The following is a 17840-nucleotide window of genomic DNA, read 5'->3' on the forward strand; positions in this document are numbered from 1 at the left end:
TAACTGATGAAATTCACAATTAGCCGCGAAAAATTACTACAACCTCTTCAACTTGTAGTTGGTGCTGTGGAGCGCCGACACACACTTCCTATACTGTCTAATGTTCTTATTAAAGTTAGTGAGGGCGCACTTTGGTTTACAGGTACAGATTTAGAGGTAGAGTTAATCTCTAGTGTTGGTTTAGATGGTGATTTCATTGAAGGCGAAACGACAGTTCCTGCTAAAAAATTGTTGGATATTTGCCGCGGACTTAATGAAGGCAACGATATTATTTTCGAAGTCGATGGTAATAAAGCAATAATCCGAAGTGGTCGCGGTCGTTACTCTTTGTCTACATTATCAGCCAATGATTATCCTAATCTAGAAGATTGGGAAGGCGAGGTCGAATTCGAAATCACACGCAGTGATTTAAAGCAGCTTATCGACAGTACTGCCTTCTCAATGGCGCAGCAGGACGTTCGTTACTATTTAAATGGTATGTCGCTAGAAACGGAAGGAAATCTTGTACGCACAGTTGCTACAGACGGACATCGCTTAGCACTTTGCAAACTTTCGTTCGAGGGTCTAAACCTTGCCTCAAGACAAGTTATTATTCCAAGAAAAGGTGTTTTGGAAATAAGTCGCTTAATTGAAGATGATGATAAAGGACTCAAAATACAGTTAGGTAGTAACCATATTCGCATTTTTTCTAGTGACTTTATTTTCACCAGTAAGCTAGTAGATGGGCGATTCCCAGATTATCGCCGAGTTCTGCCAAAAGAGTGTGACAAGGTTGTTAAGTCGAGCAAAGAGGTCTTGAAACAAGCATTTTCTCGCGCTGCAATTCTATCAAATGAAAAGTTCAAAGGCGTTCGATTAAATCTAGCGACAGGCGAATTAAAAATCACAGCAAATAACCCAGAACAAGAAGAAGCTGAAGAAATCGTGGATGTTGACTACACTGGCGATGACCTCGAAATAGGCTTCAATGTCGCTTATTTGATAGATGTTTTAAATGCACTAAAAGAAGAAAGTGTGAGTATTTCCTTGTCGGATAGTAATTCCAGTGCGTTAATTGAATCGGCAGAAGATAGTGCTGCTCAGTACGTCATCATGCCAATGAGGCTATAGAGCTTATTTAATGAAATTGGATACGCTCCAGGTATCGAATTTTAGAAACTTTGAAACCCTCCAGATTTCACCATCACCAACAGTTAATTTGGTGTATGGTGAAAATGGTAGCGGCAAATCGTCAATTCTAGAAGCTATTCATTTACTTGGTTATGGCCGTTCTTTTAGAACGGTTCATCCGAAGAACATTATCCGCCATGGCGCTAGTTCCTTTACTGTATTTACTAAGTGCTCAGAGGGTAAAAATACAGATAGCGTTACCAGAGTAGGTGTAGAGAGAAGTATAGCGGACACCTTTGAATGCAGTATTAATGGCGAACGCAGTAAACGCATATCTAATGTCGTGTCATTATTTCCTGTGCAGATTTTTACGCCTCAGAGTGTTGATTTGTTATTGTCAGGTCCTTCCAACAGGCGCAAATTTTTAGATTGGGGATTGTTTCACGTGGAACAATCTTTCTTTAACTTGTCGTCACAATATAAAAAGTCTGTGAGTCATAGGAACTCTCTGCTAAAAAAAATGAAGCAATCAAGTGCTCATTCGGGCGAGAAGGATAGTTCAAATATTGTAACTCAGGAGCTATATTGGCTTGAAAATATAGTTAAGGGTGCGTCGCGCATAAATGGACTGAGAACCGAGTATTTAGAGCGCTTAGAGCCGATATTTAATGGGTTTATTACGCAATTTTTACCTGAGTTTTCTATCGAAATATCGTATTATGGTGGTTGGGATTTAAGTAAAGATTTGTCATTGGTTCTTGCAGAAAAGCGTGAGAACGATATTCGCTTTGGCTATACATCGGTGGGTGCCCATAAGGCAGATTTTAAAATCAAAGCGAATGGCAAATTAGCAACCGAGATCTTATCTCGAGGGCAACTTAGGATGCTTGTTGCAGCACTACAACTTGCTCAAAGTAAACTCTTATTCGAGACAACCCAATCCGGCGGCATATTTCTTCTAGATGATATAGGTGCTGAATTGGACGAAACAAAGCGAGCAGTGTTTGTTGGAGAGCTACTTAAATCTGATGCTCAGATTTTTATAACCGCGATTGAAAAGTCGCAATTTTCGCTTTCAGCGGATGCACATAATAAGAAAATGTTTCACGTGGAACATAACCGCGTGACCGAGGAGTAATTGATGGCAGAGCAGAATAACTACGATTCTTCGAGTATTAAGGTTCTTAAAGGCCTTGATGCTGTACGTAAGAGACCTGGAATGTATATCGGTGATACCGATGATGGTACAGGTTTACACCATATGGTTTTCGAAGTGGTAGATAATTCAATAGACGAAGCTCTAGCGGGTCATTGTAGTGAAATTATGATTCAGATACACAATGATGGATCCGTTTCTGTGTCTGATGATGGCCGTGGTATACCTACCGCAATACATGAAGAAGAGGGTGTGTCTGCAGCCGAAGTTATTATGACGGTACTGCACGCCGGTGGTAAATTCGACGACAACAGCTATAAAGTGTCTGGTGGATTGCACGGCGTTGGTGTTTCAGTTGTAAACGCATTGTCGAGTAAGCTCAAACTACGTATTCGCCGTCACGGCAAAACGCACGAACAAGAGTATCAACACGGTGTTCCCCAAGCACCGCTAGCGGTTGTCGGTGACACTGATAAAACAGGTACCATGGTTCGTTTTTGGCCTAGTCATGACACCTTTACTCAAACTGAATTTCACTACGATATTCTAGCGAAACGCCTTCGCGAACTATCATTTCTCAATTCAGGAATCTCAATAAAACTAAAAGATGAGAGGGACGGTAAAGAAGACCACTTTATGTATGAAGGTGGTATCAAAGCGTTTGTTGAGTACTTAAACCAAAACAAAACGCCGGTTCATCAAAAGGTATTTCACTTTTCAACAGAAAGAGAAGACGGTACTTCGGTTGAAGTGTCGATGCAATGGAATGATGGTTTCCAAGAAAATGTTTTCTGTTTTACCAATAACATTCCTCAACGAGATGGTGGTACTCACTTGGCTGGGTTTAGAGCGGCACTAACACGTACTCTAAATAACTTCATGGAAAAGGAAGGCCTGAATAAAAAAGCCAAGGCCGCAACATCAGGTGATGATGCGCGTGAGGGCCTTACTGCCGTTGTATCCGTTAAAGTACCAGACCCGAAATTCTCATCTCAAACAAAAGATAAACTGGTTTCTTCAGAAGTTAAATCGGCCGTTGAAACAACAATGGGCGAAAAGTTTGCTGAATTCTTATTAGAGAACCCGACTGAAAGTAAAGTAATCGCAAACAAAATCATAGACGCTGCACGTGCTCGCGAAGCGGCTAGAAAAGCTAGGGAAATGACTCGCCGTAAAGGTGCACTCGACTTAGCTGGATTACCAGGAAAGCTTGCCGATTGCCAAGAAAAAGACCCAGCATTCAGCGAACTGTATATAGTGGAGGGTGATTCTGCAGGAGGCTCTGCAAAGCAAGGTCGTAATAGAAAGAACCAAGCCATTCTTCCTTTAAAAGGTAAGATCTTGAACGTCGAGAAAGCGCGTTTTGACAAGATGTTATCTTCTCAGGAAGTAGCAACTTTGATCACGGCATTAGGCTGCGGTATTGGTCGAGATGAATATGACCCAGAAAAACTTAGATACCATAGCATAATAATCATGACCGACGCTGATGTAGATGGCTCGCACATTCGTACATTGTTATTAACGTTCTTCTACCGTCAAATGCCAGAAATTATTGAACGCGGTTATGTGTATATTGCACAACCGCCGTTATACAAAATTAAAAAAGGTAAGCAAGAGCAATATTTAAAAGATGACGAAGCGTTAAATCAACATCTTACGAGCATTGCAATTGATGGAGCCTCGTTACACACCAGTAGCGACGCACCAGGTATTACGGGTATGGGTTTAGAAACGCTAGTGAAAAAATTCCAATCTACCGACAAGCTTATCGCACGTATGCATAGAACAATGCCGACATCACTTTTAAACGCTATGGTTTATTCAGATGTATTGACTAAAGAAACTTTGAAAAATACAGCCGTATTAAATGAATATGCAGAGAAATTACTGTCCACCATCGATGGAAATGATGAAGGTGCAACGTTCAGTTTCGATGTTAGACAAGATTTAGAGTTGTCTACGAATAAGCTAGTGGTAATCATGCGCATGCACGGTATCGATTACGAGTATGTTATCGACAATGATTTTGTTGAAAGCAGTGAGTATGCAAAGATTGCCGACCTCAATGCTTCCATCAATGGCATGATGGAAGAGGGTGCCCACATTAAACGAGGTGAACGTACTCAACCAGTTGAGACGTTTAAAGAAGCACTTACCTGGCTAATGGCTGAAGCAAAACGCGGACAATACATTCAACGTTACAAAGGGTTGGGTGAAATGAACCCAGAACAGCTTTGGGAAACAACCATGGATCCTGATAGCCGTCGTATGCTACAGGTTACAATTGAAGATGCCATTGGTGCTGATCAACTGTTCACTACGTTGATGGGTGACCAAGTAGAACCTCGACGTGCGTTTATTGAAGCAAATGCACTGAAAGTTGAAAACTTAGATGTGTAGGTTACAAACAAAGTAACTTTCCAAAGCCCTGTTTACAATAAAGCCCACTTCATTTTATTAATGAGTGGGCTTTATCTTATTGAGTTTTATAAACTTTAAGGGCTTGTTACGCACTTCTTAGAATAAAATTATTGAAAACCAAACCAAACCAAACCAAACCAAACCAAACCAAACCAAACCAAACCAAACCAAACCAAACCAAACCAAACCAAACCAAACCAAACCAAACCAAACCAAATCAAACCAAACCAAACCAAACCGAATCAACCTAACCCTGTGGTTGTCGAAAACTCAAAAGACTATTAACGGATTGTTTGGGCAAAATAAGATGGTGACTTGTTGATTAGCCGACGAAACTGAATACCATTATTTGCAGAACAGCAGAACAGCAGAACAGCAGAACAGCAGAACAGCAGAACAGCAGAACAGCAGAACAGCAGAACAGCAGAACAGCAGAACAGCAGAACAGCAGAACAGCAGAACAGCAGAACAGCAGAACAGCAGAACAGCAGAACCACACAAAGAGCTAAAATTTAAGATGTTGTTCAATTAAGCGAAAACAAATTAAAAAGCCCCGGAATAGGGGCTCTCTTTATGAGAAAAAAGTGATTTAATTAAACCAGCTAAGACTTTCTATGGATAGACAGAAGTAATTTATGAGCGTCTTTTTGAACTACCGAAATGACAAAGCGTCCGGTTTGGGAGGGCGTAAACTGTAAGTTCTGCGCATCATCACCGCAATACAATGAATACAGTTGAGTCTCTATCAACGACACCGAAACCGATTCAGCACCACAATTAGTGTGAGGGCTCCAAACCGAATCCGCTAATTTGAAATCGTATGGTTGGCCATCGGCAATCAAATCCAATTCAATTGAATAGCTATCCGCAGTTACCTGAATTAAACGGTAGTTATCTTCTGCTTCCCACCAATTAAAGACTCCTCTGACGTATAGTTCAGAGGCATTAATTTCAGGTGTCGTGTTAAAGACGCTTTGATTTAACACGGATGAGGATGTACAACCACCCAACAATAAGAAAGCCAAAGGAGCAACTACTCTGCCTAACGAACGTATAACCTGCACTAGCTTTTTACCACTAACTTACTGATATCGGCCACACACTCCAAAATACCTCTAAGTTTAACCAATAAAGCTAAGCGATTTACGCGTAGCGTTTCTTCATCGGCCATAACCATAACGTTATCAAAAAAGGCATCGACTGGATTTTTTAACGTAGCGACTAAAGACAATACTTTTCCATAGTCTGATGCTGATAGAGCGTCTGTTAAAGTGCTCTGAATATCATCTATAGCGAATGCTAAGTTTTTCTCAGCGTCCTCTACAAACAATGCAGTGGTTACAGTTGCATTCTGAATAGCCTCTGCGTTTTTATTCAATATATTAGCAGTACGTTTATGCGCAGCTGCAAGAGACTCTACTGCATCACTTTGCGTAAACTCACTAACGGCAGATACTCTGGCATCAAAATCAGATGGCTTGGTTGGCTGCAGGGCCATGACAGCGTGTAACACGTCAATTGATACACCTTTATCTTGATACATCGCACTCAATCGAGCCATGACAAACGACAATACTTGCGCTTTGCATTCGTCGTTAGTTAGCTTGTCGCTTAACGCATCATAAGCGACGTCTACTAAGTCAGCTAAATCTAGCGCCAAAGAATTATCAATGATGGTACGTAATACACCAATAGCTGCACGACGCAGGGCAAACGGATCCTTATCACCTTTTGGAAGTTGGCCTATACCAAATATACCGACTAAGGTATCTAGCTTGTCAGCTAACGCAACACTTACGCTAACTGGATGAGTCGCGACCGCATCGCCTGCAAAGCGTGGTAGGTATTGTTCGAACAATGCATTTGCAACAGCCTCATTTTCACCGTCATGCTTAGCGTAGTGCATTCCCATGACACCTTGAACATCCGGGAATTCCATGACCATATTAGTCATTAGATCGGTTTTAGCTAATAGACCTGCGCGTGTAGCTGCTGACTTATCTGTGCCTAAGGTGCCCGCTATATTGCTCGCTATCGCGGCTATGCGTTCTGATTTATCTGCTAAAGTACCGAGTTGTTTCTGAAATACGACTGAGCGCAACGAAGGAATACGGGATTCCAACGTGGTCTTTTTGTCTGTTTCAAAGAAAAACTGAGCATCTGACAAACGAGGGCGGATGACGCGCTCATTCCCCTTAACTACTTGAGAAGGGTCTGCACTTTCTATGTTGGAAACGAATAAGAATGTAGACGCGAGTTGACCATTTTTATCAAGTAGCGGTACATACTTTTGATCGTCTTTCATTGTATAGATCAGTGCTTCTTTGGGCACGTCTAAGAATGATTCATCAAAGCTGGCTTGCATAACAACAGGCCATTCGACCAGAGATGTTATCTCGTCCAAAAGTGAATCTGAGTAGTCTGGTGCTAAGCCGAGCTCTGCAGCTTTGTTGGATAGTTCCTCAGCAATTTTGGTGCGTCTTTGCTCAAAGTCGGCAATGACGTACTCTTGCGTAAGTGCCTGCGCATAATCAGCTGCGCTTTCAAGTGTTAAGGAGCCATTTCCGTGGAAACGATGGCCGAGTACCTTGCGTGAAGATTTATGCCCAAATAACTCGATATCGACAACGTCATTACCAAACAGAGCACATACGGTATGAACGGGACGAATAAACTGAGCATCGCCGTCACCCCAACGCATAACTTTAGGAATTGGAAGGCGTGAAAGAGCCTTTTCAACTAACCCTTGGAGTAAGGCCTCAATAGATTCCCCTGACTGTTCAGCAACGTGCAATAACCATTCACCTTTGTCGGTTTTAAGGCGCTGTGCTTCTGCGACTGTAATGCCGTTTGAGCGCGCCCAACCTTCAGCGGCTTTGGTTGGCGTGCCCGTTTCGTCAAAGGCCACATTGACCGCTGGTCCACGTTTTTCAACAGTCTTGTCAGCTTGTGCGTGATCTAAACGCGTTACCATCAAGGCTAAACGGCGTGGTGCAGCGAAATACGTCACTTCGCCAAATGAAAGCTCTGCGGCTTTCAGTGCGTCTTCCATGCCATGTGCGAATGCAGTTGCTAGACTCTTCAGTGCTTTCGGTGGTAGCTCTTCGGTACCCAGTTCAATCAATAGAGTGTCTGTGCGCATATTACTGCTCCTTCTTGCACATAGGGAAACCAAGCGCTTCTCGGCTGGCGTAGTATTGTTCAGCACAAGCCTTTGCTAGTGTTCTTACGCGGAGAATGTAGCGTTGGCGTTCCGTTACCGATATGGCATGACGTGCATCAAGCAAATTAAATGCATGAGAAGCTTTCATTACTTGCTCATATGCGGGAAGTGCTAATCCTTTTTCAATCAACATTTCGCTGGCTTTTTCACAATTGTCAAAATCAGCAAATAGAGTCTCTACATTGGCATATTCGAAGTTATAAGTAGATTGTTCGACTTCGTTTTGGTGGAACACATCTCCGTATGTAACGGTACCCATTGGACCGTTTGTCCAAACCAGATCATAGATACTGTCGACACCTTGAATATACATTGCCAAACGTTCAAGGCCATAGGTGATCTCACCCGTAACCGGTTTACATTCGAGGCCACCTACCTGTTGGAAATAGGTAAATTGCGTCACCTCCATACCGTTTAGCCACACTTCCCAACCAAGACCCCACGCACCTAGCGTTGGAGATTCCCAGTTATCTTCAACAAAGCGAATATCATGGACTAACGGATCGAAACCCAGCTCCTTTAAAGAGTCCAGATAAAGCTCTTGAATATTATCAGGGGAGGGCTTAAGCATTACTTGAAACTGATAATAGTGTTGCAAGCGATTCGGGTTTTCACCATAACGTCCATCAGTAGGACGTCGGCAAGGTTGAACGTAAGCACTGCTGATAGGCTCCGGCCCTAATGAACGAAGAAACGTCATAGGGTGAAAAGTACCGGCACCTACTTCCATATCTAGCGGCTGTATAATCACGCATCCTTGGCGCGCCCAATAGTCTTGCAGGGCTAAAATCAGTCCCTGGAACGTCTTAATGTCGTATTTTTGCATGCTTGCGAATCAGTTCTATGGCCAATGTCAAATAAAGTGGCATAGTATACATTTTCAAAGACCACGAAAGTAGCCCCAAATGCAAGGAATTCGCCATGTCTGACGCTATTCAGTGTGATCCATCACTCAATCGTTGTGGTTGGGTATCTTCACATCCGTTATATCAACACTATCACGACACGCAATGGGGTAGGCCTGTTAAAAACGACAAGGAATTATTTGCGAAATTATGCTTAGACGGGCAGCAAGCGGGTTTATCTTGGTTTACCATTTTGCAGAAGCAAAAAAATTACGAAAATGCTTTCTATAATTTTGACCCAACCCTAATTGCTAATATGACTGAGGATGATGTTGAACGTCTTATGCAAGATAAGGGGATTGTTCGAAATAGACTTAAAATTCAATCAATAATCCGCAATGCTCGCGCCTATTTAGCGCTAACCGAAACGCAATCATTCAGTAATTTCTTATGGCAATTTACTGATGGAAAAACCATTGTTAATGCGTGGGAAACATTGTCTGACGTTCCAACCGTTACCGTTCAGTCAGATGCGATGTCAAAAGCCCTTAAAAAGGCGGGGTTTAATTTTGTAGGCTCTACGATTTGCTATGCATTTATGCAGGCCGTGGGCATGGTCAATGACCACACCACAGACTGTCATTGCTATGAAAAGGTCGTTAGCTTAGCGTTAAGATAAAAAGTGACGTCAAAAACTTTTAACGCATCAAGCTCTTTAAGTATGTCGGCCTCGTGTATCGATTCTATCTCTTCCCGTTCTTTGTCTTGTTGACGTCTCTCTGCCTTACTTAAGGCATTACGAGCTTCATGGGTAGGGAAGTGGCAAACTCGATCATAAAGCGAGTGAACCGCTGGGAAATGCGTTGCAAAATCGGGTTGGGGCAATACTGGTAAAGCATCCAATAAGTGATACAAGCGTATTACACCCTCTGACAAATCACATTGCTGTTGTTGCATAGCAAAAGCAATTGTTTGAATACTTTCAGTGATCCGTTCTACACGAGCTTCTCTCGCTTGCTCTTGCTTTAGAGTCTGCTCGCGTAACTGGTATAACAGTTTACCGGCATAAAAACTCAATCCTGCAATAATGGCACATGCCAATACGATTAGTACTGTTAGCATATTTACTCGTCGTTAAAGTCGTCTAATCGAATAGCGTCTAATTGTGCAAAAGGATCATCTTCTTCAGACTCTTCCTCCACTTTTATGCCGAGTAATTCACACAATACTTGATGACGTGCGAGTTGCTTGTCCAGCCATGCCTGCTCTTCTTGCGAAAGGGTATCGCCATTTTCTAATTGATCGAGCAATAGATTAAACCGTTCATTTGCTTCAAGTGCGGCCAACTCCTGTCGAGGCGTGGCGTATTTTTTTGCCTGTGGTTTAACTGCTGGAGATTTGGTTACTATAAGAGGAACTGGCTTTTTGCTGCCCAGCCGTTTATCGGTATTGGCATTCTGTACTGATGCCTGCGTGGTAGATTGTTCGACGTTGTGACGTGAACCCGGAGCCTTGCCCTTTTTACGCTTAGGTTTTCTCGGTTGTGGCGTGCTTCGATTCTCGGGTGATTTAGATACCCCGATAGGACCGCCTTTGCGAGACTTCTTTACGCGCGGCATAGTTGTATTCCCATAAATTAGTTACTGTCACTTATTATATCGTGAGTCGCATTACGCTGCATCACTACTACATCGTCAGAGACATATTTTATTTCAAACTGAGATTGTTCGGCTAAGTATTCAAACGTACTAAGGTGAAAGAAGCTTACATGTGTCTTGTCATTTTTATAATGCCAATGTTGGAAGCGTTCTTTACTTAGCCAACGCTTTGTCATGATCACCAGATATCCTGTTGGTTTTAACAGGCGCTGCCACAGTCGCCATTCCACTTTTGGTGAATGGAAATGCTCAATGGCTTCTGTGCATACAATAAAGTCATATGCATGTTTACCGAGCACATGGCTATCGGGGAAGAATATCGGGTCATAGTATTTCATGTTGTAGCCGTCTACTTGCAATCGTTTTGCAAGTACGGGATTTGGGCCACAACCGAAATCAATTCCCGTTGTACCTATATAGGCAAACTCGAGTAAGGGTAGTCTGGCACGATCAAGAAACTGTAAATAACCTACATCATCGTCGTCATTTTGATGGAGCTCATATTCACCCTTTTCTGCTTCTACTGAGGGTAGGGCTGTCGGATCGACAAAAACCAAATGACAGTTATGGCATTCGAAATAGTTGCGGATCTTGTCTTGAGTAAAGAGGTCGACGTTAGAGTGAGAGCAAAGCGGGCAATTCATGTTTTTGTGTTACGCAAAAAAGAAAAAAGGTGAGAGCTTTCGCTATCACCTTGTTTGTCAGTGTCAGTTGACACTTCTCCCATTGTGCACACCGTGTGCTTGATTCCTTCCTGGAACACTCTACTTTTTATTTTTATTCACAGAGTATCTAAATTGTTTTGGGTCTTCCTGACGCTTTATTAGATCTTCCTAAAATTCTCATCCGCTAACCTATCGCATTATTATTGTTATTTGGCGAAAAGGTGTTGCTTCTGATTTGCCAAGTAGAATACAGCAAAAAATTTTTATTACAACTTTTTTACAAAAAAAACCGACAAATTTTTGACAGGTTAGTGTAAACCGCTGACATAGTTAGATAATAACTCAATATCTTCGTCGGTCAGTTTTTTCGCAATATCACGCATCATACCATTCAAGTCATTTGCACGTGCACCTGAACGGAAGCTTTCCAGTTGTGTTTTTGTATAGGTAACGTGTTGGCCACTGATATCAGGGAAGCCAGCTAAGCCCATGCCGTTGCCTTTGGGACCGTGACACGCGATACATGCTGTGATGCCTCTTTCTGCATCTCCACCGCGGTATAATGCAGCGCCAGCATCAATCATATCTTCTGGTGTTGAACCCGGTTTCATATCTTGGCTTGCAAAGTAAGCGGCAATATCCAGCATGTCTTGATCTGACAATCCAGCAGCGAAACCATTCATTACGGCATTGTTTCGGCCTTCAGCACCGCCAGTTTGAGACGCTGTTCTAAAATCTTGCAACTGCTTGACTAAGTAACCCGCATGTTGGCCAGCCAACTTAGGGTTCATATCGATAACGCTGTTACCATCAACACTGTGACACGCTGCACAGGCTGTAGATTTTGCTTTTCCGGCCTCTGGGTCACCTTTCATTTCTTGTTGGGCAACCGCTGCACTGGTAGAAAACATTGCAACACAAAATAGCAAACCAAGTTTTTTCATAAATCTATTCTTCCGCAATTAAATTGTTACCCTAAAAGCGTGATAACATTCACATTTTACACGTTTCATTCGCCAGAAAAACCTATTAGCACACAAATAGTGCAGATTTATTTGGTTTTTGGGTAAAAGTCGGAATATTTTCGCTTTGGCAATGACATAAATTGGAACAGCAATGACTTATTTTACTCGAGCTAAGTTTACTCTCAGTGCCCCTGACATTCGTCATCTTGGAGATGATAGTGGTGTTGAAGTGGCATTCGCTGGTCGTTCAAATGCTGGAAAAAGCAGTGCCTTGAATACGTTAACGAGGCAAAAGAACTTAGCCCGCACCAGTAAGACGCCTGGGCGAACGCAAATGATCAATGTGTTTGAGCTGGATGAAGATCGACGTTTAATCGATTTGCCCGGGTACGGATATGCAAAAGTCCCGTTAGCGATGAAGAAGAAATGGCAGGCCGCATTAGCCGAATATTTGCAAAAACGGACATCGCTTAAAGGGTTGGTCGTATTAATGGATATTCGTCACCCTTTCAAAGACTTAGATCAAGAGCTTATTCATTGGGCGGTGAATGCTGATATTCCGGTTCTCGCGCTGTTGACGAAAGCTGATAAATTGAAAAGTGGTAAACGTAAAGAGCAGTTGATGATGACTCAAGAAGCGGCACTAGCATTTTGCGGTGATGTTACTGTTAAGTGCTTTTCGTCATTGAATAGAATAGGACTACCGGATCTCGAAAATACATTGAGTGCATGGCTGTCTCTCAACGAGCAATAAAAAACCCCGCTGCAAGAGCGGGGCTAGAATAGGACTTCAGAGAAAACACACAAAAACCGTAGAGTATGAGTCCGTCTGAACAGTAAAGTTCAAACTTTTTCCAATATTTTTTATCCATAAAAAAACCCCAGCGAGAACCGCTGGGGTCAAATCAAAGGTTGAAACACAAATTTGTTAACCTCTGTACCCTACGCTTAGCAGTGTACAGAGCTGACGTAATATTGCAAGTTTTATGTAATAAAATTACAAAATTTATTGCTTTATATTATAACCGTTAATGGGCTTCATCCCAATTCATTCCGACGCCAGCCTCAACAAGTAATGGCACGGAGAGTGAAACAGCGGTTTCCATGAGTTCTGTAATTTTATTTACATAATCGTCTATAAACTGTTCTTTTATTTCAAAAACAAGTTCGTCGTGCACCTGCATAATCATATACACGCTTTCTTCTTCTTGGTCTTGCAGCCACGCATCGACGACGATCATCGCCTTTTTAATAATATCAGCTGCAGTGCCCTGCATTGGCGCATTAATCGCCGCACGTTCTGCGCCTTTTCGTCGCGCGCCATTGCTTGACTTAATATCGGGTAGGTACAGTCTACGGCCAAACACGGTTGTCACATATCCATCTTGTTTTGCCGTTTCACGTGTTTCTTCCATATAAGTAAGCACGCCAGGATAACGTTCAAAGTACTTATCCATATAGGCTTGTGCTTCGTGCCTTGGAATGTTTAGTTGTTTGGCAAGACCAAACGCAGACATACCATAGATTAGGCCGAAGTTGATGGCTTTCGCGCTGCGCCTCTGATCCGCAGTTACAGCGTCAAGCGGCGTATTAAACACTTCTGAAGCTGTGGCTGAGTGGATATCTTTGCCTGCAGCAAAAGCTGACTGAAGGCCATCATCGCCAGACAAGTGGGCCATGATCCTCAGCTCAATCTGAGAGTAATCGGCAGCGACTATTTTATATCCTGGTCTTGGCACAAATGCTTGGCGCACGCGTCTGCCTTCAGCAGTGCGAATAGGAATATTTTGTAAATTCGGGTCGGTAGAGGATAAGCGTCCTGTTGCGGTTACGGCTTGATGATAAGAAGTATGCACTCGACCGGTCCTATGATTGATCATTTTCGGCAACTTATCGGTGTAAGTATTTTTCAGCTTTGTTAAGCCTCGATACTCCATGATCATTTGGGGTAGCGGATAATCTAGCGCAAGCTCTTGCAGCACTTCTTCTGAGGTTGATGGTGCACCTTTAGGGGTTTTCTTGATCACAGGTAACTCCATCACATCGAACAATATGTGTTGCAGCTGCTTGGTCGATCCTAAATTGAAGGTTTCACCGGCTTCCTCATGCACTGTTTGCTCTAACTCTAGGATCCGTTGTGCAAGATCTTGTGATTGTTGATGCAAGCGTTGGCTATCTATTAGTACACCTGTTTGTTCCATGCGCGCCAATACCGGAATTAAGGGGTGCTCGATGGTTTGGTAAACCGCTTTTAAGTCCGACTCTGCTTCAAGGTTACTCCAAAGTGCTTTGTGCAGCGCCAATGTTACTTCTGCATCTTCTGCTGCGTATGGACCCGCTTCTTCAAGCGCTATTTGGTTGAAGGTTAATTGTTTGGCACCTTTTCCAGCGATACTTTCAAAACTAATTGTTGAGTGACCAAGATGCGCCAGTGCTAGTGAGTCCATATCGTGGCGACTTGCGACACTATTGGTTACATAAGACTCCAACATGGTGTCAAAGGCAATTCCGCTCAAATGTATGTCGTAGTTTGCCAATACATTCATATCGTACTTAATGTGCTGACCAACCTTTTTGGCTTGAGTGTCTTCGATGAGGGGTTTCAACTGGGCCAAAACAGTAGAACGATCGAGTTGCTCTGGCGCGCCGGGATAATCGTGCGCCAAAGGCACGTAGGCCGCTTCACCTAGTTCACAGCAAAATGAAAGGCCGACTAACTCTGCTTGCATATAATCTAGACTGGTTGTTTCGGTATCAATCGCATATAACTTGGATTGATTGAGTTTCTCTATCCAGCGATCGAGTTGTTCTTGAGTAAAGATTATCTCGTATTGTCCTTTCTCAAACTTCTGAGATATGGCGTTGTCATTTGGGACAGCACTGCTTTGCTCTGGTGCTGCGCTGACGGCTTCTCCGCCCAGTATCTTGGCCACTTCTTGCGACCATCGCTTAAATTCGTATTCGGCATATAATTCTGCGAGCGCTTGATAATCAGGCGCCGAAGGAGACAAGGTTTCTGGTGAGTATTCCAGAGGCAAGTCTACAGCAATGGTCGCGAGCTGATAGGAAAGCATCGCTTGCTCTTCGTACTCAGCCATTTTGTTGCCAAGGGTTTTCGCTCCTCGAAATTCTAACTCTGCAATTTTGTCGAGATTTTTGTATATTTTGTCTAAGCCGCCGATACCTGTTAGAAGTCCTTGTGCGCTTTTATCGCCTATGCCTGGAACCCCTGGGATGTTGTCAACTTTATCCCCTTTGAGTGCAAGAAAATCGATAATTAATTCTGGGGGCACACCGAACTTTTGCTTAACACCTTCAATGTCCATAAGCTGATTATTCATGGTATTGATCAGCGTGACATGCTTATTCACGAGCTGGGCCATATCTTTATCGCCAGTACTGATCAACGTATCAATGCCTTTCAGTGTCGCTTGTTTTGCGAGTGTTCCAATAACATCGTCGGCTTCTACGTTGGGCTCTACAATAATCGGCAACCCCATAGCTTTAATGATTTGGTGTAGCGGCTCAATTTGTTGTCTTAGTTCATCAGGCATCGGTGGGCGATGCGCTTTGTACTCTGGATAAATATCATCTCTAAAGGTTTTGCCCTTTGCATCAAAAACAACAGCGATATGTGTCGGTTGATATTCCTTAATCAAACTTTTAAGCATGTTTATCACACCGTAAATCGCGCCGGTGTCTTGACCTTTTGAATTGGTCAGTGGCGGCATACCGTGAAACGCTCTGAATAAATAAGAAGAGCCGTCAACGAGAATAAAAGGAGGTTTTGTGTCTGTAGCCATGAATGAATACTCAATTTTCGATACTGTTTAGAATGCCATATCCGTATGGGATTCACCATGAATGTTAGTGCTGATCAATACATGAAATTCTGTGGATAACTCTGTGGGCAAGCTGAGATTTAGACAACACAAAGGCACCTGGATGTCAAAATAGACACACTCCAAGTGTATGTTTTATAGGCTTAATTTTGCTTCTCGGGTGATTTATTGAGCCCGTATTGTTGTTTTTTTATCCTGTGGATATTGCTGCCGCGGTAAATTTATGAAGATTTAAAGCGGTCGAGTAATCTAGCACAAGTTAACGGTAGCACAACAGTTTTTGTTAATAATTTTTTAACAAAATTTGGAATAGAAAGATTCAATAAATGCATAAGCGTTGAATTCATTCATTTTAGTGCCAGATGTCTGGGTCAAACCGAGAGTTTTCTCTATAAAGCGCATTGATTTCTCCTTGAGTGCATAAAAAACTTTAAGTTTTCGATGGTTATCACCATAATCTTGCTACACGCTTTCAATTGCGCCGGAATTTGACGTTACATGCAATATCGGTCTATCGTCCGAATACTAGGGTTACTCGTTGCACTCTTCAGTGTGACCATGATCCCCCCTGCGGTAGTGTCGCTGATCTACCAAGACGGTAGTGGCTTACCTTTTATCCTTGCATTCTTCCTTTGTATTATTACGGGCACGTTGTTTTGGTATCCCAACCGATTCAATCGTTCAGATTTGCGCGCAAAGGAAGGCTTCTTGATTGTTGTTCTTTTCTGGACCGTTCTTGCTAGCTTTGGTGCGTTGCCATTTGTATTGTTAGAACAGCCCCAAATGAGCCTTACTGATGCATTCTTTGAGAGTTTTTCTGGGCTTACTACGACCGGGGCTACTGTTATCGAGGGTATAGAATACTTACCCAAGGCGGTTCAATTTTACCGCCAACAACTTCAGTGGCTCGGTGGGATGGGTATCATCGTGTTAGCGGTAGCGATACTGCCTATTCTTGGGGTTGGGGGCATGCAGCTTTATCGGGCAGAAACACCTGGTCCGGTAAAAGACTCTAAAATGACCCCGCGAATAGCCGATACCGCCAAGCAGCTTTGGTATATCTACCTTTCACTGACAACGGCATGTTCCATTGCCTACTGGCTCGCCGGCATGAGTGTCTTCGATGCTATCTGCCATGCTTTCTCCACCATCGCCATTGGCGGATTCAGTACCTACGATGCGAGCTTAGGGTACTTCAATAGCCCCGTGGTGAATGTGGTTTGTGTGGTGTTTTTGTGGATTGCAGCATTGAATTTTTCATTGCACTTTGCTGCTGCAACGTCTCGTTCACTGAACAATTACTGGCGAGACCCTGAATTTAAGGCTTTCTTTGCTATTCAATTCGCCTTGATCACGGTGTGTTTTTTAGTGTTAGTTGGCGAGAGCTATTACGATTCTGCAGAAGCCGCTTTGGATCAAGCCATGTTGCAGGCGGTTTCTATCAGTACTACAGCCGGTTTTGCCACTACCAGCTTTTCTGAATGGCCTGCGTATTTGCCAATATTGTTGATATTTTCGAGTTTTATTGGCGGTTGTGCGGGCTCAACGGGCGGTGGACTTAAAGTTATTCGTGTATTTCTACTGTTTCTACAAGGTAAGCGAGAAGTCGACCGCTTGATCCACCCGCGCGCCGTGTACGCCGTAAAGTTAGGCGATCGTTCTATGCCAGAACGCGTAGTAGAGGCCGTTTGGGGCTTCTTCTCAGCTTACGCCATTGTGTTTGTGGTGATCATGATAGGTCTGATTGCAACAGGACTCGATGATATTACCGCCTTTACAGCTACCGCAGCCACGTTAAACAACTTGGGCCCGGGTTTAGGCAGTGTTGCGGGAACTTATGCTGACGTCAGCGATCCTGGCAAGTGGTTACTTGTGCTGGCCATGTTGTTTGGCCGTCTTGAAATATTCTCTTTGTTGGTGCTGTTTTCACCCACATTCTGGCGCAGTTAAGC

General features: G+C 43.2%; 14 protein-coding genes. 6 read left to right on the forward strand and 8 right to left on the reverse strand.

Annotation, left to right across the window (positions count from 1 at the left end; translation table 11 throughout):
- Window positions 1-6: 6 nt before the first annotated feature.
- From dnaN to gyrB, 3 genes are read left to right on the forward strand one after another with little or no spacing between them, the layout of a single operon-like run.
- Window positions 7-1110: a DNA polymerase III subunit beta gene (gene dnaN, locus CSH93_RS15255; protein WP_100644150.1), complete on the forward strand. Its 1104-nt coding sequence runs from the start codon at window positions 7-9 to the stop codon at window positions 1108-1110.
- Window positions 1111-1120: 10 nt separating this feature from the next.
- Window positions 1121-2248 carry a DNA replication/repair protein RecF gene (gene recF, locus CSH93_RS15260; RefSeq protein ID WP_100644151.1) on the forward strand — a complete coding sequence of 376 codons (1128 nt, stop codon included), beginning with the start codon at window positions 1121-1123 and terminating at the stop codon, window positions 2246-2248.
- A gap of 3 nt (window positions 2249-2251) precedes the next feature.
- Entirely contained in the window at window positions 2252-4669 is a 2418-nt protein-coding gene (gene gyrB, locus CSH93_RS15265; RefSeq protein WP_100644152.1) for a DNA topoisomerase (ATP-hydrolyzing) subunit B, read from the forward strand.
- Between the two features lie 623 nt (window positions 4670-5292).
- Here the strand turns inward: gyrB and CSH93_RS15275 are convergent.
- From CSH93_RS15275 to glyQ, 3 genes are read right to left on the reverse strand one after another with little or no spacing between them, the layout of a single operon-like run.
- On the reverse strand, window positions 5293-5754 hold the full coding sequence (locus CSH93_RS15275; protein ID WP_100644154.1) for an early set domain-containing protein: 462 nt from the start codon (window positions 5752-5754) through the stop codon (window positions 5293-5295).
- Window positions 5754-7832: a glycine--tRNA ligase subunit beta gene (glyS, locus tag CSH93_RS15280; RefSeq protein ID WP_100644155.1), complete on the reverse strand. Its 2079-nt coding sequence runs from the start codon at window positions 7830-7832 to the stop codon at window positions 5754-5756. The genes CSH93_RS15275 and glyS overlap by 1 nt, the downstream gene beginning before the upstream one ends.
- 1 nt (window position 7833) lies before the next feature.
- Window positions 7834-8739 (reverse strand): glycine--tRNA ligase subunit alpha, encoded by a 906-nt coding sequence (gene glyQ / locus CSH93_RS15285; protein ID WP_100644156.1) that lies wholly within the window; start codon window positions 8737-8739, stop codon window positions 7834-7836.
- A 95-nt stretch (window positions 8740-8834) separates the two neighbouring features.
- Here glyQ and CSH93_RS15290 point away from each other — a divergent pair, with 95 nt between their 5' ends.
- A complete protein-coding gene (locus CSH93_RS15290) occupies window positions 8835-9437 on the forward strand; it encodes a DNA-3-methyladenine glycosylase I (protein ID WP_100644157.1) in 603 nt (200 codons plus the stop codon).
- On the opposite strand, the gene CSH93_RS15295 is transcribed toward CSH93_RS15290, so the two are convergent.
- The 4 genes from CSH93_RS15295 to CSH93_RS15310 form a co-directional block, all read right to left on the reverse strand.
- Window positions 9404-9880: a DUF2489 domain-containing protein gene (locus CSH93_RS15295; RefSeq protein WP_100644158.1), complete on the reverse strand. Its 477-nt coding sequence runs from the start codon at window positions 9878-9880 to the stop codon at window positions 9404-9406. The genes CSH93_RS15290 and CSH93_RS15295 overlap by 34 nt on opposite strands.
- Before the next feature lie 2 nt (window positions 9881-9882).
- Entirely contained in the window at window positions 9883-10377 is a 495-nt protein-coding gene (yihI, locus tag CSH93_RS15300; RefSeq protein ID WP_100644159.1) for a Der GTPase-activating protein YihI, read from the reverse strand.
- 17 nt (window positions 10378-10394) lie between these two features.
- Complete coding sequence (locus CSH93_RS15305) at window positions 10395-11060, reverse strand: class I SAM-dependent methyltransferase (protein WP_100644160.1); 666 nt, start codon at window positions 11058-11060, stop codon at window positions 10395-10397.
- 329 nt (window positions 11061-11389) lie between these two features.
- On the reverse strand, window positions 11390-12025 hold the full coding sequence (locus CSH93_RS15310; RefSeq protein WP_100644161.1) for a c-type cytochrome: 636 nt from the start codon (window positions 12023-12025) through the stop codon (window positions 11390-11392).
- 172 nt (window positions 12026-12197) lie between these two features.
- Here CSH93_RS15310 and yihA point away from each other — a divergent pair, with 172 nt between their 5' ends.
- On the forward strand, window positions 12198-12800 hold the full coding sequence (gene yihA / locus CSH93_RS15315; protein WP_100644163.1) for a ribosome biogenesis GTP-binding protein YihA/YsxC: 603 nt from the start codon (window positions 12198-12200) through the stop codon (window positions 12798-12800).
- Between the two features lie 274 nt (window positions 12801-13074).
- Here yihA and polA read toward each other — a convergent pair whose 3' ends face one another.
- Window positions 13075-15849, reverse strand: a complete 2775-nt coding sequence (gene polA / locus CSH93_RS15320) for a DNA polymerase I (protein ID WP_100644165.1) — start codon at window positions 15847-15849, stop codon at window positions 13075-13077.
- A gap of 537 nt (window positions 15850-16386) precedes the next feature.
- On the opposite strand from polA, the gene CSH93_RS15325 reads away from it, so the two are divergent.
- Window positions 16387-17838 (forward strand): TrkH family potassium uptake protein, encoded by a 1452-nt coding sequence (locus CSH93_RS15325; protein ID WP_100644167.1) that lies wholly within the window; start codon window positions 16387-16389, stop codon window positions 17836-17838.
- Window positions 17839-17840: the final 2 nt, after the last annotated feature.

Source organism: Neoalteromonas facilis, from assembly GCF_002807665.1.
Classification (GTDB): Bacteria; Pseudomonadota; Gammaproteobacteria; order Enterobacterales; family Alteromonadaceae; genus Alteromonas_E; species Alteromonas_E facilis.

Coding starts and splice junctions, on each gene's coding strand:
- dnaN (WP_100644150.1), top strand. CDS start 7: ATGAAATTCACAATTAGCCGCGAAAAATTACTACAACCTCTTCAACTT.
- recF (WP_100644151.1), top strand. CDS start 1,121: ATGAAATTGGATACGCTCCAGGTATCGAATTTTAGAAACTTTGAAACC.
- gyrB (WP_100644152.1), top strand. CDS start 2,252: ATGGCAGAGCAGAATAACTACGATTCTTCGAGTATTAAGGTTCTTAAA.
- glyS (WP_100644155.1), bottom strand. CDS start 7,832: ATGCGCACAGACACTCTATTGATTGAACTGGGTACCGAAGAGCTACCA.
- glyQ (WP_100644156.1), bottom strand. CDS start 8,739: ATGCAAAAATACGACATTAAGACGTTCCAGGGACTGATTTTAGCCCTG.
- CSH93_RS15290 (WP_100644157.1), top strand. CDS start 8,835: ATGTCTGACGCTATTCAGTGTGATCCATCACTCAATCGTTGTGGTTGG.
- CSH93_RS15295 (WP_100644158.1), bottom strand. CDS start 9,880: ATGCTAACAGTACTAATCGTATTGGCATGTGCCATTATTGCAGGATTG.
- yihI (WP_100644159.1), bottom strand. CDS start 10,377: ATGCCGCGCGTAAAGAAGTCTCGCAAAGGCGGTCCTATCGGGGTATCT.
- CSH93_RS15305 (WP_100644160.1), bottom strand. CDS start 11,060: ATGAATTGCCCGCTTTGCTCTCACTCTAACGTCGACCTCTTTACTCAA.
- CSH93_RS15310 (WP_100644161.1), bottom strand. CDS start 12,025: ATGAAAAAACTTGGTTTGCTATTTTGTGTTGCAATGTTTTCTACCAGT.
- yihA (WP_100644163.1), top strand. CDS start 12,198: ATGACTTATTTTACTCGAGCTAAGTTTACTCTCAGTGCCCCTGACATT.
- polA (WP_100644165.1), bottom strand. CDS start 15,849: ATGGCTACAGACACAAAACCTCCTTTTATTCTCGTTGACGGCTCTTCT.
- CSH93_RS15325 (WP_100644167.1), top strand. CDS start 16,387: ATGCAATATCGGTCTATCGTCCGAATACTAGGGTTACTCGTTGCACTC.